General features: G+C 72.3%; 19 protein-coding genes and 2 pseudogenes. 12 read left to right on the top strand and 9 right to left on the bottom strand.

The window, feature by feature from the left end; genetic code table 11:
- Nucleotides 1-67: 67 nt before the first annotated feature.
- The 3 genes from ilvA to OG823_RS13680 all read left to right on the top strand — a co-directional run bounded on the left by ilvA (nt 68) and on the right by OG823_RS13680 (nt 3,519).
- The gene (ilvA, locus tag OG823_RS13690) at nt 68-1,279 is read left to right on the top strand and encodes a threonine ammonia-lyase (RefSeq protein WP_371479785.1); all 1,212 of its coding nucleotides are present in this window, start codon (nt 68-70) and stop codon (nt 1,277-1,279) included.
- A gap of 304 nt (nt 1,280-1,583) precedes the next feature.
- Nucleotides 1,584-2,660 carry an ATP-binding cassette domain-containing protein gene (locus OG823_RS13685; RefSeq protein ID WP_371479784.1) on the top strand — a complete coding sequence of 359 codons (1,077 nt, stop codon included), beginning with the start codon at nt 1,584-1,586 and terminating at the stop codon, nt 2,658-2,660.
- A 1-nt stretch (nt 2,661) separates the two neighbouring features.
- Complete coding sequence (locus tag OG823_RS13680) at nt 2,662-3,519, top strand: ABC transporter permease (RefSeq protein WP_371479783.1); 858 nt, start codon at nt 2,662-2,664, stop codon at nt 3,517-3,519.
- A 144-nt stretch (nt 3,520-3,663) separates the two neighbouring features.
- On the opposite strand, the gene greA is transcribed toward OG823_RS13680, so the two are convergent.
- Both greA and OG823_RS13670 read right to left on the bottom strand, forming a co-directional pair.
- Entirely contained in the window at nt 3,664-4,158 is a 495-nt protein-coding gene (greA, locus tag OG823_RS13675; RefSeq protein WP_371479782.1) for a transcription elongation factor GreA, read from the bottom strand.
- A gap of 321 nt (nt 4,159-4,479) precedes the next feature.
- Nucleotides 4,480-4,893: a DUF4307 domain-containing protein gene (locus OG823_RS13670; RefSeq protein ID WP_371479781.1), complete on the bottom strand. Its 414-nt coding sequence runs from the start codon at nt 4,891-4,893 to the stop codon at nt 4,480-4,482.
- 222 nt (nt 4,894-5,115) lie between these two features.
- Here OG823_RS13670 and mca point away from each other — a divergent pair, with 222 nt between their 5' ends.
- The 3 genes and pseudogenes from mca to OG823_RS13655 all read left to right on the top strand — a co-directional run.
- Entirely contained in the window at nt 5,116-6,012 is an 897-nt protein-coding gene (gene mca / locus OG823_RS13665; RefSeq protein ID WP_371479780.1) for a mycothiol conjugate amidase Mca, read from the top strand.
- A 70-nt stretch (nt 6,013-6,082) separates the two neighbouring features.
- On the top strand, nt 6,083-6,274 hold the full coding sequence (locus OG823_RS13660) for a hypothetical protein (RefSeq protein WP_371479779.1): 192 nt from the start codon (nt 6,083-6,085) through the stop codon (nt 6,272-6,274).
- A 140-nt stretch (nt 6,275-6,414) separates the two neighbouring features.
- Nucleotides 6,415-6,570 (top strand): annotated as a pseudogene (locus tag OG823_RS13655) (DUF255 domain-containing protein); the annotation flags it as partial.
- A gap of 157 nt (nt 6,571-6,727) precedes the next feature.
- Here OG823_RS13655 and OG823_RS13650 read toward each other — a convergent pair.
- Nucleotides 6,728-7,294: a Uma2 family endonuclease gene (locus OG823_RS13650; RefSeq protein WP_371479778.1), complete on the bottom strand. Its 567-nt coding sequence runs from the start codon at nt 7,292-7,294 to the stop codon at nt 6,728-6,730.
- A 253-nt stretch (nt 7,295-7,547) separates the two neighbouring features.
- A pseudogene (locus tag OG823_RS13645) lies at nt 7,548-7,916 on the bottom strand (hypothetical protein); the annotation flags it as partial.
- Nucleotides 7,917-8,073: 157 nt separating this feature from the next.
- On the opposite strand from OG823_RS13645, the gene OG823_RS13640 reads away from it, so the two are divergent.
- Complete coding sequence (locus OG823_RS13640) at nt 8,074-10,131, top strand: thioredoxin domain-containing protein (RefSeq protein WP_371479777.1); 2,058 nt, start codon at nt 8,074-8,076, stop codon at nt 10,129-10,131.
- Between the two features lie 51 nt (nt 10,132-10,182).
- On the opposite strand, the gene OG823_RS13635 is transcribed toward OG823_RS13640, so the two are convergent.
- On the bottom strand, nt 10,183-11,121 hold the full coding sequence (locus tag OG823_RS13635) for a hypothetical protein (protein WP_371479776.1): 939 nt from the start codon (nt 11,119-11,121) through the stop codon (nt 10,183-10,185).
- A 274-nt stretch (nt 11,122-11,395) separates the two neighbouring features.
- Here OG823_RS13635 and OG823_RS13630 point away from each other — a divergent pair, with 274 nt between their 5' ends.
- Both OG823_RS13630 and OG823_RS13625 read left to right on the top strand, forming a co-directional pair.
- The gene (locus OG823_RS13630; protein ID WP_371479775.1) at nt 11,396-12,037 is read left to right on the top strand and encodes a papain-like cysteine protease family protein; all 642 of its coding nucleotides are present in this window, start codon (nt 11,396-11,398) and stop codon (nt 12,035-12,037) included.
- An 8-nt stretch (nt 12,038-12,045) separates the two neighbouring features.
- On the top strand, nt 12,046-12,885 hold the full coding sequence (locus OG823_RS13625) for a hypothetical protein (RefSeq protein WP_371479774.1): 840 nt from the start codon (nt 12,046-12,048) through the stop codon (nt 12,883-12,885).
- 150 nt (nt 12,886-13,035) lie between these two features.
- Here OG823_RS13625 and OG823_RS13620 read toward each other — a convergent pair whose 3' ends face one another.
- Nucleotides 13,036-13,452: a GNAT family N-acetyltransferase gene (locus OG823_RS13620; RefSeq protein WP_371479773.1), complete on the bottom strand. Its 417-nt coding sequence runs from the start codon at nt 13,450-13,452 to the stop codon at nt 13,036-13,038.
- A gap of 299 nt (nt 13,453-13,751) precedes the next feature.
- On the opposite strand from OG823_RS13620, the gene OG823_RS13615 reads away from it, so the two are divergent.
- The gene (locus tag OG823_RS13615; RefSeq protein WP_371479772.1) at nt 13,752-14,270 is read left to right on the top strand and encodes a hypothetical protein; all 519 of its coding nucleotides are present in this window, start codon (nt 13,752-13,754) and stop codon (nt 14,268-14,270) included.
- Here the strand turns inward: OG823_RS13615 and OG823_RS13610 are convergent.
- Nucleotides 14,163-14,852, bottom strand: a complete 690-nt coding sequence (locus OG823_RS13610; protein WP_371479771.1) for a hemolysin III family protein — start codon at nt 14,850-14,852, stop codon at nt 14,163-14,165. The two genes, OG823_RS13615 and OG823_RS13610, sit on opposite strands and share 108 nt — an antisense overlap.
- 268 nt (nt 14,853-15,120) lie before the next feature.
- Here OG823_RS13610 and OG823_RS13605 point away from each other — a divergent pair, with 268 nt between their 5' ends.
- Nucleotides 15,121-16,947 carry a phosphoenolpyruvate carboxykinase (GTP) gene (locus tag OG823_RS13605; protein ID WP_371479770.1) on the top strand — a complete coding sequence of 609 codons (1,827 nt, stop codon included), beginning with the start codon at nt 15,121-15,123 and terminating at the stop codon, nt 16,945-16,947.
- A 286-nt stretch (nt 16,948-17,233) separates the two neighbouring features.
- Here OG823_RS13605 and OG823_RS13600 read toward each other — a convergent pair whose 3' ends face one another.
- Both OG823_RS13600 and OG823_RS13595 read right to left on the bottom strand, forming a co-directional pair.
- Entirely contained in the window at nt 17,234-18,448 is a 1,215-nt protein-coding gene (locus tag OG823_RS13600; RefSeq protein WP_371479769.1) for a pyridoxal phosphate-dependent aminotransferase, read from the bottom strand.
- Between the two features lie 148 nt (nt 18,449-18,596).
- Nucleotides 18,597-19,304, bottom strand: coding sequence for a hypothetical protein (locus OG823_RS13595; RefSeq protein ID WP_371479768.1), 708 nt, complete (start codon nt 19,302-19,304; stop codon nt 18,597-18,599).
- A gap of 125 nt (nt 19,305-19,429) precedes the next feature.
- Here OG823_RS13595 and OG823_RS13590 point away from each other — a divergent pair, with 125 nt between their 5' ends.
- The gene (locus OG823_RS13590) at nt 19,430-20,164 is read left to right on the top strand and encodes a prepilin peptidase (protein ID WP_371479767.1); all 735 of its coding nucleotides are present in this window, start codon (nt 19,430-19,432) and stop codon (nt 20,162-20,164) included.
- Nucleotides 20,165-20,263: the final 99 nt, after the last annotated feature.

The following is a 20,263-nucleotide window of genomic DNA, read 5'->3' as shown; positions in this document are numbered from 1 at the left end:
GCCAACAGAAGTTGCAGGGCGGCCCCGAGATCCCGGACGGCCCCGGCCGCCGCCGTACGCTGGCGGCATGCAGAGCTGGCCGATCACCCTCGACGATGTCCGCGGTGCCCACAAGATGCTCGCCGGGGTCGCCCGGGTCACCCCGATGGAGGGCAGCCGCCACCTCAGCGAGCTGGTGGGTGCTCCCGTCCGGCTGAAGTGCGAGAACCTCCAGCGCACCGGGTCGTTCAAGCTGCGCGGCGCCTACGTGCGGATCGCCGGCCTGTCGCCGGTGCAGCGGGCGGGCGGGGTGGTGGCGGCGAGTGCGGGCAACCACGCGCAGGGGGTGGCCCTGGCGGCCTCGCTGCTGGGCGTGCGCTCGACCGTGTTCATGCCGCTGGCGGCCCCGCTGCCCAAGGTCGCGGCGACCCGGGACTACGGCGCCGAGGTGCGGCTGCACGGCGCGAACGTGGACGAGGCGCTGGAGGCGGCGCAGCGCTACGCGGAGGCCACCGGCGCGGTCTTCATCCACCCGTTCGACCACTGGGACGTCATCACCGGCCAGGCCACCGTCGGGCTGGAGATCCTGGAGCAGTGCCCCGAGGTGCGGACCATCCTGGTCGGCGTGGGCGGCGGCGGCCTGCTGGCCGGGATCGCGGCGGCGGTCAAGCCGCTGCGGCCGGACGTCCGGGTGATCGGCGTCCAGGCGGCCGGCGCGGCCGCGTACCCGCCCTCGCTGGCGGCGGGGCGGCCGCTGTCGCTGGAGCACGTCGCCACGATGGCCGACGGCATCATGGTCGGGCGCCCGGGGGACATCCCCTTCGAGGTGATCAACACGCTGGCGGACGGCATCCGGACGGTTTCCGAGGACTCCCTCTCACGCGCCCTGCTGCTCAGCCTGGAGCGGTTGAAGCTGGTGGTGGAGCCGGCCGGGGCCAGTCCGATCGCGGCGCTGCTGGAGCAGCCCGAGTCGTTCGAGGGCCCGGTGGTGGCGGTGCTCTCCGGCGGCAACATCGATCCTCAGCTGATGCAGCGGGTGCTGCGGCACGGCCTGGCGGCGGCCGGCCGGTACCTGTCGCTGCGGGTACGCCTCACCGACCGGCCGGGTGCGCTGGCCGACCTGCTCGGTGTGCTGACCCGGGTCGACGCCAACGTCCTGGACGTGGCGCACGTGCGGATCGATCCGAAGCTCGGCCTCACGGAGGTGGAGGTCGACCTCCACCTGGAGACCAAGGGCCCGGAACACTGCGCGCTGGTGGTGAGCGACCTGCGGGCCGCGGGTTACGTCGTGTCGCACTGAACCGGCTCGCTCCCGCGCCAGGCCGTCGGCCGGCGGCGGGAGCGGCCGGACGGGCAGCGCAGGCGCCGCCGGGGACGGGCTGTCAGGGCTTCTGCCGGAGTGGCGGAGCCCTGGACCTTGACGCGATATATCGCAAGCTGCCATTCTCGCGATGTATCGCGTCGGCCACCGATCGCATGTGCGAATACGTGCATGAAGGATCTGGTCGTCGGGTAGTCCTTTGGGGGCACAAATAGGACAAAATGCTCAATGTTTCCCATGATCCTCCCGTCAACCGCACCCGTCAGAGGAGATGAGGCAGGCCATGGCGCCAGCCATCCAAGCCGAGAACCTGGTGAAGACCTTCGGCGACGTACGAGCCCTGGACGGCGTCAGCCTCGATGTCCCCGAGGGCACGGTGCTCGGCCTGCTGGGCCCGAACGGCGCCGGGAAGACCACCACCGTCCGCGTCCTCACCACCCTGCTCCGCCCCGACTCCGGCCGCGCGGTGGTGGCGGGGGTCGACGTGCTCAAGCACCCCAACAAGGTCCGCAGCCTGATCGGGCTCTCCGGCCAGTACGCCGCCGTGGACGAGTACCTGACCGGCCGTGAGAACCTCCAGATGGTCGGCGAGCTCTACCAGATGAGCGTCCGGGACGCCAAGGCCCGCGCGCTGGAGCTGCTGGAGTGGTTCAACCTCTCCGAGGCCGCCGACCGTACCGCCAAGACCTACTCCGGCGGCATGCGCCGCCGGCTCGACCTGGCGGCCGCGCTGGTCGTCCGGCCGCCCGTGATGTTCCTGGACGAGCCCACCACCGGTCTGGACCCGCGCAACCGGCTCGCCCTCTGGGAGGTCATCGAGACCCTGGTGGAGCAGGGCACCACGCTGCTGCTCACCACCCAGTACCTGGAGGAGGCCGACCGCCTCGCCCACGACATCGCGGTGGTCGACCACGGCAAGGTGATCGCCCGGGGCACCGCCGACCAGCTCAAGGCGCAGATCGGCGGCGAGCGCGTCGAGGTCGTCGTGCACGACCGCACCCTCGTCGGCCAGGCGCTGGAGGCGCTCGCCCCGTACGCCAAGGGCGAGCCGGCGGTGGAGAAGAACACCCGGCGGATCACCGTCCCGGTCAGCGGCGGCGCCAAGGTGCTCGCCGACGTGATCCGCGAGCTCGACGCCCGCTCGATCGAGATCGACGACATAGGTCTGCGCCGCCCGACCCTGGACGACGTCTTCCTCTCCCTCACCGGTCACGCCACCAGCGCCGAGGACCAGGAGAACGGCGGCGACGCGGGCCCGGCCAAGCGGCACGGGCGCGGCAGGCAGGACGGGCAGCGCCCCGAGGACCAGTCCGGTACCGACGCCGACCACCGGGCCGTCACGGCCGGAAAGGACGCCTGAGATGTCGACCGTCACGGAACACGCCATCGGCGGCGCCGTCCCCAGGCAGCGGCGCGGCGCGGCGGCGACCCTGCACGACTCCTGGGTGGTGGCCAAGCGGAACCTGCGCCGGATGACCCGCATTCCCGAGATCGTCGTGTTCGGTCTCATGCAGCCGGTCATGTTCGTGCTGCTGTTCTCGTACGTCATGGGCGGCGCGATCCAGATCCCCGGGACGCAGGCGAGCTCCTCCGCGTACACCCAGTTCCTGATGGCTGGCATCTTCGCCCAGACCGTCACCTTCGCGGTGGCGGGAGCCTCGGCCGGCATCGCCGAGGACATGACCAAGGGCCTGGTCGACCGGTTCCGCTCGCTGCCGATGGCCCGCTCCGCGGTGCTGGTCGGCCGCACGCTCGCGGACCTCGTGCAGACCGCGTTCATCCTGCTGGTGCTGTCGATGGTCGCGCTGCTGGTCGGCTGGCGCATCCACGAGGGCCTCCCGAAGGCGCTCGCCGCGTTCGGGCTGCTGCTCCTGCTCGGCTACGCGTTCTCCTGGATCGGCGCGCTGATCGGTCTGTCGGTGCGCAGTCCGGAGGCCGCCACCTCGGCCGGTCTGATCTGGCTGTTCCCGCTGACCTTCATCTCCAACGCGTTCGTGCCGATCAGCAGCATGCCGGGCTGGCTGCAGAACATCGCCTACTGGAACCCGTTCAGCGCCACCGTGCAGGCCTGCCGCAACCTCTTCGGCAACCAGGTCGGCCCGGTCGACGACGCCTGGCCGATGCAGCACGCGATCCCGGTGTCGGTGGTGTGGTCGCTGATCATCATGGCGGTCTTCTCCTGGCTGTCCGTGCGGAAGTATCGCTCCGCGATCGGATAGCGGGGCCGCTCCGCGATGGGATGGCGGGGCCGCTCCGCGATGGGATGGCGGGGCCGCTCCGCGATCGGGCAGCAGCGGCCGGGCACGCGCAAGGGCGGCCGTGGAGTCCTCCACGGCCGCCCTTCGCGCGGGTCTCCTGGCGGATCAGCCGGTGTAGGGCTTGACCTCGATGATCCGGACGGAGGCCTTCTTGCCGTTCGGCAGCTCGTAGCCGGCGTCCGCGCCGACCTTCTTGCCGTCGATGGCCCGGCCGAGCGGCGACTGCGGGGAGTAGATGTCCAGGTCGCCGGCGGCCTCACGGGAACCGAGCAGGAAGACCATGGTGTCCTCCGGGTCGCCGTCGAACGCCACGGTGACGACCATGCCGGGGGCCACCACACCGGTGTCGGTGGGGGCCTCGCCGACCTTGGCGCGCTCCAGGAGCTGGGTGAGCTGGCGCACGCGAAGTTCGCCCTTGCCCTGCTCCTCCTTGGCGGCGTGGTATCCGGCGTTCTCCTTGAGGTCACCCTCTTCGCGGGCCGCCTCGATCTTCTGGGCGATCTCGACGCGCCAGGGGCCGGTCAGGGTCTCCAGCTCGGCCTTGAGCTGGTCGTAGCCGGACTGAGTGAGCCAGGTCACGTTTTCGCTGGTCTGGGTCACGGGTGCTCCTCGTAGGTACTGGGCGGTGCCGGGCGCTGTGGGCCGCCGGGCACAGGTGGTGTTGATATCGGTCTCAACTACAAAGCAACGCCCACTCCCGTACCATCCGGCGCGGAAGGGGCGAAACCACGAGCCTAACAATTTCCGTCTGCGGACGGGAGAGGCATTCGCGCGTCGTCGACCACAGGGTTGCCCGACGGTGACCGCTCGCCGCCGGAGCCCCCAGGGCCGGATTCCCGCTGGTCGGATCGAATTAGCGCCCGAACGGGTGACGTGTGGACGAGCCGGCCCTCGGCGTGTGGCGTCAGCGCGGCGCGGACGCTACTTGGCCGGGGTACAGCCCAGCAACTCGGCGGTGGTGCCGCGGGCGGTGGTCTTCAGGGTGAGCACGGCGTCGTAGCTTCCGCCGGCCGCGGGCACCGCGAAGTCGGACAGGCCGACCACCGAGCCGTCGGCGGCCTGCGAGCGGACGGTGCACGTCCCCGCGGTGCCGGCGCTCTTGCTCACCTGGAGATGGATCTGCATCTCGGAGTCCGAGACGGCCTCGAAGGTCGGAACCAGGCCGTTCATCTTGGTCTCCCGCAGCAGGTAGGCGCCGCCGAACCAGGCGACCACGGCCAGCAGCACGACCGCGCAGACCGCGCCGACGGCCTTCAGCCTGCGGTCCGCCTCGCGGTCGCCGTTGCGGCCGTAGCGGCCCTCGGGCGGTCGCGCAGTGGTGGTGCCGACACTCATGGGGGCTCAGTCCTCTCGGAGGAGGGGCCGCCGGGACGGTGCGGGGAATGGAAGGCTCCTCCAGTCCGTCACTATAGGAGGGGCACGCCCGCGGCCGGTCCAGCGGGGGCGCGGGCCTGTCACGGCGAGAGCGCCGACGGCGGGCTCCGCGGTGGTGCGGCCCTGAGACTGCGCGGCCCGGACGGTGGGCGGCCCAGAACAATGGTGGAAGGAAACCAGGCGTTGACTGAGCAGTTGCGACTGATGGCGGTGCACGCCCACCCGGACGACGAGTCCAGCAAGGGCGCGGCCTCCATGGCCATGTACATCGACCAGGGGGTGGATGTGCTCGTGGCCACCTGCACCGGAGGCGAACGCGGGTCGGTCCTCAACCCCAAGCTCCAGGGCGACCCGTTCGTGGAGGAGAACATCCACGAGGTCCGCCGCAAGGAGATGGACGCGGCCCGCGAGATCCTCGGGGTCAAGCAGGCCTGGCTGGGCTTCGTCGACTCCGGGCTGCCCGAGGGCGACCCGCTGCCGCCGCTGCCCGACGGCTGCTTCGCCCTCCAGGACGTGGCCGCCGCGGCCGAGCCGCTGGTGCGGCTGATCCGCGAGTTCAAGCCGCAGGTCATCACGACCTACGACGAGAACGGCGGATACCCGCACCCCGACCACATCATGACCCACAAGATCACCATGCTGGCCTTCGACGCGGCCGGGGATCCGGACGCGTACCCGGAGGCGGGCGAGCCCTGGCAGCCGCTGAAGCTGTACTACAACCACGGCTTCCCGATGGGCCGCATCCGCGCCCTGCACACCTACCTCTCCGAGCACGGCCACGAGTCGCCGTACGGCGAGTGGATCGAGGGCTGGGAGAAGAGCGGCCGCAAGGAGCGCGAGATCACCACCCGGGTCGAGTGCGGCGACTGGTTCGAGACGCGTGACCGTGCGCTGATCGCGCACGCCACCCAGATCGACCCGGACGGCCCCTGGTTCCGGGTGCCGCTGGACGTCCAGCGCGAGGTCTGGTCGACCGAGGACTACGAGCTCGCCCGCTCCCTCATCGACACCGACCTGCCCGAGGACGACCTGTTCGCCGGTCTGCGCGCCCACAGCCTGGCGGCCGAGCCGGGCAACTGACCGCGCTCCGCGCTCCGACACGCACCACCCCGGTGACCCGGCCCCGAGCGGGCCGGGTCACCATGGAGAGATGAGCACCCCCGTGAACCTCACCGACCTGGCCACCGGCCTCGCCCTGGACGAGACCAAGGTGACCCCCGGCCTGCTGGGCTTCGTGGTCTTCGCCGCCCTCGCGGTCGCCACCTGGTTCCTGGTGAAATCCATGAACAAGCAGTTCAAGCGGGTCGACTTCACCGAGGAGCCGGACGCCCCGAAGGAGTGAACCCGGCCCGGCCCGGTGGGCCGGGGGCGTGGCCGGCGGTTCCCTGAGCGGAGAGACCGCCGGAGTGCTTTCGGCACTCGGGCGCATCGGCCCGTCGTTTCGACAGTCGTCCCGTTGCCCACCGTGAGTAGGGTGGCGGCGTGAACCGTCTCGCCGGCGCGACGTCGCCCTATCTGCTGCAGCACGCCGACAACCCGGTCGACTGGTGGCCCTGGGGGCCCGAGGCGTTCGAGGAGGCCCGGCGCCGGGGCGTCCCGGTGCTGCTGAGCGTCGGGTACGCGGCCTGCCACTGGTGCCAATGAATGTAGACAACCAGGTAGTGCTGAACTGGGATGTTTCCAAGGAGTGCTGGCGCGGACACGTACGACGAGCGGTTCGGGACGTAGTCGCCTGAGCTGAGGACCAGCTGGAAGCCTCGCCCGAGGCCAACCAGTCACATGTTCGGACGGTGGGTCAGATCACGCTGAGGTCGATCTCGACCGCGAACGGAGCGGTTGTCCTGATCGTGCCGGTGAACACGTCCGCGTCGCGGTAGGACCGGCTCGCGGGGTCGAGGACGTAGGTGTAGACGAGAGGGACGCCGTTAGCGGTCTGCTCGATCCGCCAGTAGAAGGCGATGCCGGCCTGGGCGTACTGATCCACCTTCACGATGCGGTCGGTGGTCTCCGAACCCGGTGACACGACCTCGACGACCAGGAGGACGTGCTCCGGGCGGGTAGGCGTGATGTCGATGGTCTCGGCCCGGTAGACGACGACATCGGGCCGCCGGTTGGTGAGTGGCACGTCCTGCAACCGGACATCGAAGTCCGTGTCGGCGTTCCAGTCCGGACCGGCGGCTGCATCCAGGGCGTTCGCCAGGATCCGGGCCAGGCGGTTGTGCCGTTTGGACGCACTCGGGCTCACGACAACCATCCCGTCCACGATCTCGATACCCGCGCACTGCTCCTCGGACCAGGAGTCGTACTCGTCCGCGGTGATCTGGTGGTGCATCCACTCGGGAGCGACCATCTCGGCGGTCATCGGCGTACCTCCTCGGCACTCGACGGGCTCGGTGCCGCTGGGCCCAGCGTACTGTTCTGCGGCTCCGGGGCGCTGCTCTGCGTGTCGGACGCTCCGTACCCACCAGAGTGGTGCTGTGAGCCTCCGCGGTCCCAGGGCACGTGGTGTTCTCCGGTGCCGACGGGAACCCGGCCCACCTGCTCCGGCCGCATCTCGGCGCAGACGCACGGCGCGGAGGCGCCGGCCGACGGACGCGGGCCCGACGGGGCTGGCGCTAGCGCTCCGCGCGGAGCAGGAACTGCCAGCCCAGTACAGCCAGGGCGAGCGTCTGCACGAGAGAAGTGAGCACGAGCAGGGGCTGAACGGTGGGAGAGCACCAGAACGCGGTCGTGCAGACCATTGGCAGGGCCAGGTACGTGAACAGGTCCACCACGGTCTGAAGCCGCTTGCGCATGGTGCGGCCCGCAACGTTGCGGTGGTCGGCTTCCCAGCCGAACACCGTGCCGTGGGCGGAGGCGAGTTCTCCCAGGCGCGGTCCCAGGTGGTCGCGGACATAGCAACCGATCGCCGAGATCTTCTCGTCGTTGACCAGGTAGGTCCAGCCCAGGACCAGGCAGATCGCGGGGACCGAGAGCAGCAGACGGGTCACTTGCACAAGAAGGGGGCAGAGAGTGCTGTGCCGCTCGGCTCCACAGGTGCAGCACGTGCGGCGGGACCGCGCGGATCGACCGGCTGGCATCAACCCGACCACTCCGCCCAGGTTTCGGGGTTCCCGTGGTCGGGGCTGCGATACTGCCCGCATGGTGAACCGCTTGGCCGATGCCACCTCCCCGTACCTGCTGCAGCACGCCGACAACCCGGTCGACTGGTGGCCCTGGGGGCCCGAGGCGTTCGAGGAGGCCCGGCGCCGGGGCGTCCCGGTGCTGCTGAGCGTCGGGTACGCGGCCTGCCACTGGTGCCACGTGATGGCGCACGAGTCCTTCGAGGACGAGAAGCTCGCCGCCTACGCCAACGAGCACTTCGTCGCGGTGAAGGTCGACCGCGAGGAGCGGCCCGACGTCGACGCCGTGTACATGGAGGCCGTGCAGGCGGCCACCGGCCAGGGCGGCTGGCCGATGACGGTGTTCCTCACACCCGACAAGGACCCCTTCTACTTCGGGACGTACTTCCCGCCCGAGCCCCGGCACGGGATGCCCGGCTTCCGGCAGGTGCTGGAGGGCGTCGACGCGGCCTGGCGCGAGCGCCGGGACGAGGTCGGCGAGGTCGCCGCCCGGATCCGGGCCGACCTGGCCGAGCGGGCCGCCGTCTACACGGTGGGCTCGGGCGTCCACCGGCCGCCGGCCGAGGCCGATCTGCACCAGGCGCTGGCCGGGCTCAGCAGCGGGTTCGACGCCGCGCGCGGCGGCTTCGGCGGGGCGCCCAAGTTCCCGCCGTCGATGGCCGTCGAGTTCCTGCTCCGCCACCACGCCAGGACCGGCTCCGCAGTGGCGCTGGAGATGGCCGTCCGGACCTGCGAGGCGATGGCCAGGGGCGGCATCCACGACCAGCTCGGCGGCGGCTTCGCCCGCTACTCGGTGGACGCCGCCTGGGTGGTGCCGCACTTCGAGAAGATGCTCTACGACAACGCGCTGCTGCTGCGCACCTACCTGCACCTCTGGCGGGCCACCGGCGACGCCCTCGCCCGCCGGACCACCCTGGAGACGGCCGACTTCCTGCTGCGCGAGCTGCGCACGCCCGAGGGTGCCTTCGCCTCCGCGCTGGACGCCGACAGCCTCGATCCGGCCACCGGGAGGACGGCCGAGGGCGCGTACTACGCCTGGACACCCGCGCAGCTGACCGAGCTGCTCGGGCCCGAGGACGCCGCCACGGCCGCCCGGCTCTTCGCCGTCACCCCGGAGGGGACCTTCGAGCACGGCGCCTCCGTGCTCCAGCTGCCCGCCGACCCGGCCGACCACGCCGAGCGGGAGGCCTACGACCGGATCCGGGCCCGGCTGTTCGCCGCCCGCGCCGAGCGTCCGGCGCCGGCCCGGGACGACAAGGTGGTCGCGGCCTGGAACGGCCTGGCCATCGCGGCGCTCGCCGAGACCGGGGCGCTGCTGGAGCGCCCCGACCTGGTCGAGGCCGCCGTCCGCGCCGCCGACCTGCTGCTCGCCGTCCACCTCACCGAGGACGGACGGCTGCTGCGCACCTCGCGCGACGGCCGGGCCGGCGCCAACGCCGGCGTCCTGGAGGACTACGCCGACACCGCCGAGGGCTTCCTCGCCCTGTTCGCGGTCACCGGGGACAGCGCGTGGCTGGGCCTGGCGGGCGGCCTGCTGGACACCGTCCTGCTGCACTTCACGGACGAGGCGTCGGGAGCGCTCTACGACACGGCGGACGACGCCGAGGAGCTGATCCGCCGACCGCAGGACCCGACCGACAACGCCACTCCGTCCGGCTGGACCGCCGCGGCCAACGCCCTGCTCACGTACGCGGCGTACACCGGCTCGGCGCTGCACCGCACGGCCGCCGAGCGGGCGCTCGCCATCGTCGGCGCGCTCGCCTCGCGGGCGCCGCGCTTCGTCGGCTGGGGCCTGGCCGCGGCGGAGGCCTGGACGGACGGCCCGCGCGAGATCGCCGTGATCGGCCCGGCCGGCGATCCGGCGACCGCCGCGCTGCACCGCACCGCGCTGCTCGGCACCGCCCCCGGCGCCGTGGTCGCGGTCGGCGAGCCGGGCCCGACCGACGTGCCGCTGCTGGCCGACCGCCCACTGGTGGACGGCGCGCCCGCCGCGTACGTCTGCCGCCACTTCACCTGCGACGCGCCGACGGTGGACCCCGCGGCGCTGGCGGAGCGACTCGGCGGCCGGCAGGGGTAGCGCCACCGGGCCGAGAACCCGCTCGGGGCCGGTGCGGCCGGCGCCCGCCGCTCACTCCCAGTCCCAGCGGACTCCCACCAGGCACGGCCCGAGGCCGGAGGCCCACACGTGCACGCCGTGGTGCCCGTCCAGGGTCAGCTCCTCGCACTCGTACGGCTGCTCGCCGGGGGAGCGGCCGGCGAAGCGGTGGCAGCGCACCGGCAGCGCGGCCGGGTGGAAGGTGACCTGCAGAACGTACTGCCCCGTACCGGAGTTGAAGCCCCGCACGTACTCGCAGCCGGGCTGCGGAGCCGGCGCGTCGTCGAAGCCGTAGGCCAGCAGGTGGGTCTCGCCCGACCGCAGCCGCCGGTCCAGCAGCAGTTCGGCGACCACCAGCTTCGAGCCCTGGTCCCGTACGATCCGGCCCGGCCGACAGTTCTCCTCCGCGCGGACGGCCACCCGGTCGACGTCGCAGCCCGGATCGCCCTGCTGGATGGCGAGGTAGCGGTCCACGCCGTCGCGGTGGGCACGGACGGCGTGCAGTGAGTCGCGGCAACGGAGTTGACGGTCCGCGCCGACCCGGACGCGCTCGATGTGGGTGACGGTGTGCAGACCGGTGTCGGGCGGGCCGGGCAGCGCGGCCAGTAGTTCGTCGACCGCAGCGGCGGGGGCGATCAGATCGCGGTAGGGGCGTACCGCAGGGGCGTCGGCGGCGAGGGCTCCGGCCGCACGGCGGGGACCGAGCAGACGGGTGAGCGAATGCTCGGGAAGGGCCAGTAACTCCTCCAACGCCCCTACCGCACGCAGTGATTCGGCTCTCTCGGGTCGCCGCCGCCCCTGCTGCCAGTAGCTCAGAGTGGTGACCCCGACCTGGATCCCGCGCTGCGCCAGATGCCGCTGGACCCGGTTGAGTGCCAGACCCCGGGCCGCGAGCGCGGTGCGCAGCGCGAGGTGGAAGGGGCCGGTGCGCAGTGCGGTGGCCAGGTCGGGCGGCGGATCGGCGCGCTGCATGTCGGACTCCTCGTTCGGCGAGGCCAGGCAGCAGCGATGGCACCTGGTCGGGCGTGAATATTCACACGGGCCGGCCCGGATTGTCACCGCTTCGCGCGTGCGCGCCCGGGGCCGCCGCCCGGCCGTTCACACCGGCGCGCGGGTCGTTCACACTCCGCTCCCGCACCGTCATCGAGGCGTTGACCGTCCCTCGTCACCAGGCGGATGCTCTGTCGCACGCGTCCGGACGCGCCCCCACATCCTCTCCTCCGCAGATGCAAGGAGGCCTTCCCCCATGGCAGTTCCTCGCACACGGCTACGTCGTACGGTCGCGGCCCTCACCCTCGGCGTGCTCGCGCCCGCGCTCACGGCCGCCGCCACCGCGCCCGTCCAGGCCGCGCCCTCCCCACGGCCGCGGTCCACGGCGCCGGGCGGCACCTGGTCGGACCTGGCCGGCACGTCCAAGCAGCTCGACATCACCATGCAGCAGCAGCAGAACACCAACTGGTGCTGGGCGGCGAGCGGCAACACCATCGCCACCTGGTTCGGCTACGGCTACAGCCAGAACCAGTTCTGCAACGCCGCGTTCGGCCGCTCCTCCACCTCGGCCTGCCCCAACAACCAGGCCAGTCTGGGCGACGTGCAGAACGCCTTCGGCCGGATCGGCGTCAACCCGGGCACCTACGTCACCGGTTACCTTCGCTACGCCACCGTTCAGACCGAGGTGAACGCGGACCGGCCGGTGGAGACCCGGATCCAGTGGAGTTCCGGCGGCGGCCACATGCACGTCCTGTACGGCTACGACACCAGCAGCAACTGGGTCTACTGGGGCGACCCGTGGCCGTCGGACTACCGCTACAACTGGGCCGACTACTCGTACTACGTGAGCAACGGCTCCTTCTCCTGGACCCACTCCCTGTACCGGATCGGCGCGTGAGGAGCGACATGACCGGCATCCGGAAGTCCGTGGCGGTGGCGGGCCCCGCCGCCGCACTGCTCACCGCCGTGCTCGTCCTGGCCGGCGCCCCGCTCGCCCGGGCGGCCGACGGCGCGGCTCCCGTTCCGCTCGGCGCCGCCGACCTGGCACGGGCCCACGACGCCGCGCGGGACCCGGCCGTACTGGACCGGTTGGGCCACTTCTTCGCCCACGGTGGCGCCCTGCCGGCCCAGTGGCAGACCCTCGACGCGGCCCAGGAGGCGAGGGCGGCGGCCGCCGCCGCTCCGCGACTGGTCGGCGACCCGGTGGCGGTCTACACGCTCGACGAGGGGTTCGTGGCCGGTACGCCCGGAGCGCCGGTGGCCCGGACGGACTTCGTGGCCAGCCGGGCCGTCTCCGCGGACGGCCGGGTCGCCTCGGTCTGGACGGTCCGGCGGGCCGACGGCTGGAAGGTGGTCGACATCGCGTCCGGCGGCGACGAGAGCGACTACGCGGCGAAGGCCGCCGACACCGGCGGCGGGACGGCGTTCCGCGAGCCGCAGCTGAACGCCTGGTACGTGCTGCGCGACGGCCGGGTGCTGCCGCTCGACGACGAGGCCCGCCGATCGGTCGGCGCGGACGGGGCCACCGTGGCCGCGTACCAGAGCCTGGTGCACCGGCGGTACGGGGACAAGCTGCCCGGCTCCGCGTACGACCGGGCGGGCCTGGGCGGCGGCTACCGGCCGGACGAGGCGGGGCCGGCGACGAGCGGCGGCGGCGCCACCCTGCCGGCCGTGACGGTCGCGGCGCTCGGCCTCACCGCCCTCGCGGGCGCGGGCGTCGCGCTGCGCAGGCGGGTGCGCGGGTAGCCGCCGGCGGCGGACGGCGGGGCTCGGCGGACGGCGGGCACCCGCCGTCCGCCGCGTACGGCGGGAGCGTCGTCGTCCTTGCCGTGGCACGGCCCGCCCCGGTCGTCCTGCCCGCGCTGCCGCCGCACGCGTGAGGGCCACCTGCCCGGCCTACGGCCGGTCGAAGGTCCAGACGAGGGCGACCTGCTCCCCCTCCGGCGAGCCCCCGGCGCGTTCGTACGTCGCGAGCGCCGCTTCGTTGTCCTCCTCGGTGATCGTCCACATCCCGTAGCAGCCGCGCTCGCGGGTCAGGTCGGCGAGCGCCGACACCAGGGCCCGGCCGACCCCGCGTCCGCGGAACGGCTCGTCCACGCCGAGCTCGTACAGGAACATCTCGGTGCCCTTGTCCGGGTGCGTCATCTCGACACCGGTGACCATGCCGGCCGGGACGTCGTCCGCGTAGGCGATCAGCAGGTGATGGCGCTCGTCCGCGAGGAAGCGCGCGGTCGCCTCCGGCCGGGGCGGTGAGTCGAACAGGTGGCCGGCGGACCGGACGTCCTCGGCCTGCGTGATGCGACGGATCTCCATGCACAGATCCTGGCAGCTTTCGGTGGCGGCTCTCGGTGGCGGCTCTCGGTGGCAGTTCTCGGTGGCGGGGAGGGGCCTCGGCCGCCGCGGCCGGAGGATCGCCGCTGCTCAGGGGCCGCGTCCGGCGCCGGAACCGGCGCCGGACGCCGGGGTGCCTGCCGACGATCCCCTCGTAACAGAGTGTGATCAAACGACAAATACTGGCCGCACACAGGAAATTGACGCAGCGTTGATCCCCCGTTCGCCGTCCCGGGTGGCCCCCGGATCACGGTCGGTAGATACCATGTGGCACTGGGTCAATGGCGACCGAGGTGATGTCGAAGGCGGAAGGGGTGGGGCGGCCGGAGCCGACCACGAGCCCGCACGGAGAGGGGAAGCCGATGCCGGACAACGGTTCGACGGGGGCGCAGCTGTGGGGCGCCGCGATCGTGGTGGCCGCCGCACTGGCCGTGGTCGCGGCCTATCTGCTCAGCGGCGCGGGGCTCGTCCTGGGGGTGGCGGGTGTCGAGGTGCTGCTGGTGATGACCTACGTGGCGCGCCGCTTCCGGCTGGCGAACGGCCGGGGGGCGTGGATCCGGCTCCCGCGGGGGGTGCGCCGGCCCGGCGGAGACCGGCCGGATCCGGCGCACTGCGAGCGCTGTCGGCGGGCGCACGAGGCGCTGGGCGCCCGGGCGGCGAAGCGGGCCGGCGTGGCCCACGCCCCCGTCGGTTCAGCTCGCGACGCTGTAGGCCACCAGCGAGACGCCTACGTACTGCACGATGAACGCGCCGAGGGTGAAGGCGTGGAAGACCTCGTGGAACCCGAACCAACGCGGTGACGGGTCGGGCCGCTTGAGCCCGTACACCACGCCGCCGAGGCTGTAGAGGACGCCGCCGACGATCATGAGGGTGATCACGGCGGCGCCGCCGGTGCGGATCATGTCGGGCAGGAAGAAGACGGCCGCCCACCCGAGGGCGAGGTAGCAGGGCGTGTAGAGCCAGCGCGGGGCGCCGACCCAGAAGACCCGGAACGCTATTCCCGCCAGCGCCCCGCCCCAGACCAGCCAGAGCAGGGTCTGCTGCCGGCCGCCGTGCAGCAGCAGGATGGTGAACGGCGTGTAGGAGCCCGCGATGATCAGGAAGATGTTCGCGTGGTCGAGCCGGCGCAGTACGGCGTCGCCCCGAGCGCCCCAGGTGAAGCGGTGGTACACGGCGCTGACGCCGAACAGCAGCCACGCGCTCACCGAGTAGATCGCGCACGCGATCCTGGCGGTCGTCGAGCCGGCCAGGCAGATCAGCACGATGCCGGCCGCGACCGAGGCCGGGAACATCCCGGCGTGCAGCCATCCACGCCACTTCGGCTTGACCTCCGCCGCGAGCGTTTCGAGGGCCGGGGTCTGCTCAGCTGTCATGCGCAACATGCTACCTACGGCTCCGTAGGTTACTGGCACGTAGAAAGTGGTGCTCATCACTCTTGGACATTGTGGAGTGTTTGCCCTCGTGAATCGAACGCTCCAAGCGAGACGTGAACGCTGGATTACCGGCTAGTAATCAGCCGGAATGGAGTAAAAGTAGCGTCAAACTTGCCGAGGTGCCGTGTTCACGCTCGAAAGCCGGAGCTACGCTGCAAGCACCCTCAAACCCCCGCTACGCCGTCTCGGTGCCGAGATGGCGTGAAACGGAGCGATCGTGTCGTACGAGAACTCTGCTCTCAGCGCATCCGCGCCCACCCGCCACAAGCGTCTGCTGGCCTGGGTGAGCGAGATCGCGGAGCTCACCCAGCCCGACCGCATCGAGTGGTGCGACGGCTCGGAGGAGGAGTACCAGCGCCTCGCCGAGCTCCTGGTGGCCCAGGGCACCTTCAAGAAGCTCAACCACGAGAAGCGGCCCAACTCCTACTACGCCGCCTCCGATCCCACGGACGTCGCCCGCGTCGAGGACCGCACCTACATCTGCTCCGAGCAGGAGAAGGACGCCGGCCCCACCAACAACTGGAAGGCCCCCGCCGAGATGCGGGAGCTCTTCAGCGGCGCGAACGGGCTCTTCAAGGGCGCGATGAAGGGCCGCACCATGTACGTGGTGCCGTTCTCGATGGGCCCGGTCGGCTCCCCGCTGGCCGCGTACGGCGTCGAGATCACCGACTCCGCCTACGTCGCCGTGTCGATGCGCGTGATGACCCGCATGGGCCGGGCCGTGATCGACCAGCTCGGCGAGGACGGCGAGTTCGTCAAGGCCGTGCACACCCTCGGCGCCCCGCTGGCCGAGGGCCAGGCGGACGTCGCGTGGCCGTGCAACAGCACCAAGTACATCTCGCACTTCCCCGAGACCCGCGAGATCTGGTCCTTCGGCTCCGGCTACGGCGGCAACGCCCTGCTCGGCAAGAAGTGCTACGCGCTGCGCATCGCCTCCACGATGGCCCGCGACGAGGGCTGGCTGGCCGAGCACATGCTCGTCCTGAAGCTGACCCCGCCCACGGGCGAGGCGAAGTACGTCGCGGCCGCCTTCCCGAGTGCCTGCGGCAAGACCAACCTCGCGATGCTCCAGCCGACCATCCCGGGGTGGACGGTCGAGACGATCGGCGACGACATCGCCTGGATGCGCTTCGGCGCCGACGGCCGGCTCCACGCCATCAACCCCGAGGCGGGCTTCTTCGGCGTCGCCCCCGGCACCGGCGTGGACACCAACGCCAACGCCATCGAGACGCTCTGGGGCAACACCGTCTACACCAACGTCGCGCTGACCGACGACGGCGACGTGTGGTGGGAGGGCCTCACCGACGAGCCCCCGGCGCACCTCACCGACTGGCGCGGCAACGACTGGACGCCGGAGTCCGGCACCCCGGCCGCCCACCCCAACGCCCGCTTCGCCGTCCCGGCCGCGCAGTGCCCGACGATCGCCCCGGAGTGGGAGGACCCGGCGGGCGTGCCGATCTCGGCCATCCTGTTCGGCGGCCGCCGCGCCACCGCCGTCCCGCTGGTGACCGAGTCCTTCGACTGGCAGCACGGCGTCTTCCTGGGCGCCAACATCGCCTCCGAGAAGACCGCCGCCGCCGAGGGCACCGTCGGTGAGCTGCGCCGCGACCCCTTCGCGATGCTGCCCTTCTGCGGCTACAACATGGGCGACTACTTCGGCCACTGGCTGGAGCTGGGTGCGCAGGCCGACGCCGCGAAGCTGCCGAAGATCTACTACGTGAACTGGTTCCGCAAGAACGGCGCGGGGCAGTTCGTCTGGCCGGGCTACGGCGAGAACAGCCGGGTCCTCAAGTGGATCGTCGAGCGGCTGGAGGGCACCGGCGAGGGCGTCGAGACCCCGATCGGCGTGCTGCCGACCGAGGAGGCCTTCGACCTGTCCGGCCTGGAGCTGTCGGCCGAGGACCGCGAACTGCTCTTCACCGTGGACGCCGACATCTGGCGCCAGGAGGCCGCGCTCGTCCCGGAGCACCTGGAGCTCTTCGGTGAGCACACGCCCACCGCGCTGTGGGACGAGTACCGGGCACTGGTCAAGCGCCTCGGCTAGCCGGGCACCGCGTGCGGACGATGCCGTGCGCCTGACGCCGTCGACCTGACGCCGTACACGTGACGCCGTCGACCTGACGCCGTACACGTGATGCCGTACACGTGACGGCTGCGGCCGGAGCCCCGGCCGGACGATCACCCGCCCCGACCGAGTCGGGTGATCGTCCGGACCGGGACTCCGGCCGCGGCCGCTCGGTCGCCGGGTCGGCCCGCGGCCGTGCTCGGGCCCGTCGAGGTTCAGCCCGTCGTCGTACGGCCCGTCGAGCGGCCCGTCGTCGTACGGCCCGTCAGGGCTGGGTGTACCCGCTCAGGAAGTCGCCGATCCGGGTGACCGCGTCGGTGATCTCCTCGGCGCGCGGCAGGGTGACCAGGCGGAAGTGGTCCGGTTCGGGCCAGTTGAAGCCGGTGCCCTGGACGAGCAGGATCCGCTGCGAGCGCAGCAGGTCGAGCACCATCTGGGCGTCGTCCTTGATCTTGTACACGTTCGGGTCGAGCCTCGGGAACGCGTACAGCGCTCCCTTGGGCTTGACGCAGCTCACGCCCGGGATGTCGTTGAGCATCCGGTAGGCGGCGTCCCGGGACTCCAGCAGCCTGCCGCCGGGCAGGATCAGGTCCTTGATCGACTGCCGTCCGCCGAGCGCGGCGGCCACCGCGTGCTGGGCCGGCATGTTGGCACAGAGCCGCATCGAGGCCAGGACGGTCAGGCCCTCGATGTAGCTGCCGGCCCGCTGCCGGTCGCCGGAGAGGACCATCCAGCCGGAGCGGAAGCCCGCCACCCGGTAGGCCTTGGAGAGCCCGTTGAAGGTGACGCAGAACAGATCCGGGGCCAGGGTGGCCAGTGGGATGTGCTCGGCGTCGTCGTAGAGGATCTTGTCGTAGATCTCGTCCGCGTAGATCACCAGCTGGTGGCGCCGGCCGATCTCGACGATGCCCTCGAGGATCTCGCGCGGGTACACCGCACCGGTCGGGTTGTTCGGGTTGATCACCACGATCGCCCGGGTGCGGTCGGTGACCTTGGACTCGATGTCCGCGAGGTCCGGGTACCACTCCGACTGCTCGTCGCAGCGGTAGTGCACGGCGGTGCCGCCGGCCAGGCTGACCGAGGCCGTCCACAGCGGGTAGTCGGGCGCCGGGACGAGTACCTCGTCGCCGTCGTCCAGCAGGGCGGTCATCGCGAGCTGGATCAGCTCCGAGACACCGTTGCCGAGGAAGACGTCCTCGACGCCGAGTCCGTGCAGGCCGCGCTCCTCGTAGTGCATGACCACGGCCCGGCGGGCGGAGAGCAGGCCCTTGGAGTCCCCGTAGCCGTGCGCGGTGGAGAGGTTGCGCAGGATGTCCTGGAGGATCTCCGGGGGCGCGTCGAAGCCGAACAGGGCCGGATTGCCCGTGTTGAGCTTGAGGATGCGGTGGCCCTGGTCCTCCAGCCGCATCGCCTCGTCGAGCACCGGGCCGCGGATGTCGTAGCAGACATTGGCGAGCTTGCTGGACTGGATCACCTGCATGCCTGCCTACTTTACGGGTCCGGGCCCCGCGCGGTCGCGTGTCGTCTGCCACGTGGACACGCGTCGCCGCGAACGGCCGCCGGGGAGCGGCCGCGCCGGACCGGCGGCGGGGCCGGCCGGGCGGGCCGGCCCCACCGCGGAGGCAGGGTCAGGAGGCCTTCCAGACCAGCGGGTGGTCGTCCATGATCGAGCCGTAGCTGATGAACTTCGGCGTGCTGCCGGCCGGGAAGAGGTAGACGCTGCACGACTTCTGGCTCTGGCCGTCGGCCGGCGACGGCGCCTTCGCGCCGGCGTTGCAGGCCGCCGCGGACCTGCCGGGCGCGACCGCGGCCGCCAGCACCCCCGTGTCCTGCTCGTCGGCGGTGAGCCGGACCCGCTGCATGAAGTAGTTGTCGGCCACCGTGGCGCCGGAGCGGTTGGTGAACGACATGGTCAGGTAGTACGGCGTCCGGCCCGCCAGGTCCGCGGCCGGGATGTTCAGCGGTGCCAGATCGGCCGCGCCGACCTTGACCAGGGAGACCGGGGTGAGGTCGGCCTTCACCTTGCCCACGTAGTGACCGGTCGCGCTCGCGCCCAGCGGACTCGCGTAGGTGCCGGCGCCGGCCGCGTCGGCGCCGGCGGGCGCCGCCGAACCCGCCGCCGTGCCCGGGCCGCCCGTCGAGCCGCCGTCGGCGCCGCCACCGGTGACGGCGCCGCTCGGGTCGGCGACCGCCGTGGCGGCGGGTGTGCCGGTGGCCGGGCCCGCGGCCGCGTCGCCACCCGGTCCACCGTTGTTGTCCGGCCCGCAGCCGGTCAGCAGCAGGGCGAGTGCGGCGGCCGGAACGGCTGCGCGCAGGATGTTCTGAACGGACGTCAAGACGTGTCCCCCGTGGTTGGTGCGAATCGCAAAGCACCAGACTCTAACGGAGGTGGCGGACGGCTCACGCCACCCTTCGCGGCCCTGCGGTGGGGGCCGCTCGACGATCCGGAGGAGGGGGAGCGGTGAACGGAGCGGTGATCCTGGCGGTGACGGGCGCGGTGGCCGGAGCGGCACTCGCGCCGCTGCTGCGTGGGGTGGTGGTGCGCCACGCGGTCCCGTACGGGGAGGCGCTGCAGGCGGCCTGCCCGCACTGCGCGCGGGCGGTACGGGCGCTGCCGCCGAGCGGGCGCTGCCCCGGGTGCGGCGGGCGGCTCGGCCCCGGCACCGGGCAGGTCGAGGCGGTGGCGGCGGCGGTGGGGGCGACCGTGCTGTGGACGGTGGCGGCCGGGGCGCCGGACGCCCTGCCGCTGCTCTGGACGGCCGGGTTCGGCGTGGTGCTCGGCTTCGTGGACGGCGCGGTGCGCCGGCTGCCGGACGCGCTGACGCTGCGGCTCGGCCTCGGGCTGGCCGTCCTCCTGCCGTTGGCCGCGCTCGTGGCGGGGACGCCGGGGGCGTCGGTGCGCTGCCTCTGGGTGGCCCTGGCGGCCGGTCTGCTGTTCGAGGTGCCGGCCTGGTTCGGCCTGCTGGGCGGCGGCGACTCCAGACTCGCGCTCTCGCTCGGCGCGGTGCTCGGCCGGTACGGCTGGGGCACCGCGTTCACGGCGCTCTTCCTGGCCTCCGCGGCGGCCGGGCTCTGGGGCACGGCACGGGCGCTGGCGGCCTGGGCACGGCGCCGCCCGGCGCGCGGGATCGAGCTGCCGTTCGGCCCCTTCATGCTGGTCGGCACGCTGCTCGCGATCGTCCTCGCCCAGGGCTGAGGTCCGTGCCCGGGCCGCATCGGCCGCGCCCCGCCCCGGGCGCACACGCGGACGGGGCCCGCCGCACCTGGTCGGTGCGGCGGGCCCCGCCGTGCGGCG

It is taken from the genome of Kitasatospora sp. NBC_00315 (genome assembly GCF_041435095.1).
GTDB lineage: Bacteria > Actinomycetota > Actinomycetes > Streptomycetales > Streptomycetaceae > Kitasatospora.
Note: the sequence above shows the minus strand (reverse complement) of the source record. Positions and strands in the feature narration are given on the sequence as shown.

Excerpts from the sequence above, each read along its gene's own strand:
- ilvA (WP_371479785.1), top strand. The coding sequence starts at position 68 with ATGCAGAGCTGGCCGATCACCCTCGACGATGTCCGCGGTGCCCACAAG.
- OG823_RS13685 (WP_371479784.1), top strand. The coding sequence starts at position 1,584 with ATGGCGCCAGCCATCCAAGCCGAGAACCTGGTGAAGACCTTCGGCGAC.
- OG823_RS13680 (WP_371479783.1), top strand. The coding sequence starts at position 2,662 with ATGTCGACCGTCACGGAACACGCCATCGGCGGCGCCGTCCCCAGGCAG.
- OG823_RS13670 (WP_371479781.1), bottom strand. The coding sequence starts at position 4,893 with ATGAGTGTCGGCACCACCACTGCGCGACCGCCCGAGGGCCGCTACGGC.
- OG823_RS13660 (WP_371479779.1), top strand. The coding sequence starts at position 6,083 with ATGAGCACCCCCGTGAACCTCACCGACCTGGCCACCGGCCTCGCCCTG.
- OG823_RS13650 (WP_371479778.1), bottom strand. The coding sequence starts at position 7,294 with ATGACCGCCGAGATGGTCGCTCCCGAGTGGATGCACCACCAGATCACC.
- OG823_RS13640 (WP_371479777.1), top strand. The coding sequence starts at position 8,074 with ATGGTGAACCGCTTGGCCGATGCCACCTCCCCGTACCTGCTGCAGCAC.
- OG823_RS13635 (WP_371479776.1), bottom strand. The coding sequence starts at position 11,121 with ATGCAGCGCGCCGATCCGCCGCCCGACCTGGCCACCGCACTGCGCACC.
- OG823_RS13630 (WP_371479775.1), top strand. The coding sequence starts at position 11,396 with ATGGCAGTTCCTCGCACACGGCTACGTCGTACGGTCGCGGCCCTCACC.
- OG823_RS13625 (WP_371479774.1), top strand. The coding sequence starts at position 12,046 with ATGACCGGCATCCGGAAGTCCGTGGCGGTGGCGGGCCCCGCCGCCGCA.
- OG823_RS13620 (WP_371479773.1), bottom strand. The coding sequence starts at position 13,452 with ATGGAGATCCGTCGCATCACGCAGGCCGAGGACGTCCGGTCCGCCGGC.
- OG823_RS13615 (WP_371479772.1), top strand. The coding sequence starts at position 13,752 with ATGGCGACCGAGGTGATGTCGAAGGCGGAAGGGGTGGGGCGGCCGGAG.
- OG823_RS13610 (WP_371479771.1), bottom strand. The coding sequence starts at position 14,852 with ATGTTGCGCATGACAGCTGAGCAGACCCCGGCCCTCGAAACGCTCGCG.
- OG823_RS13600 (WP_371479769.1), bottom strand. The coding sequence starts at position 18,448 with ATGCAGGTGATCCAGTCCAGCAAGCTCGCCAATGTCTGCTACGACATC.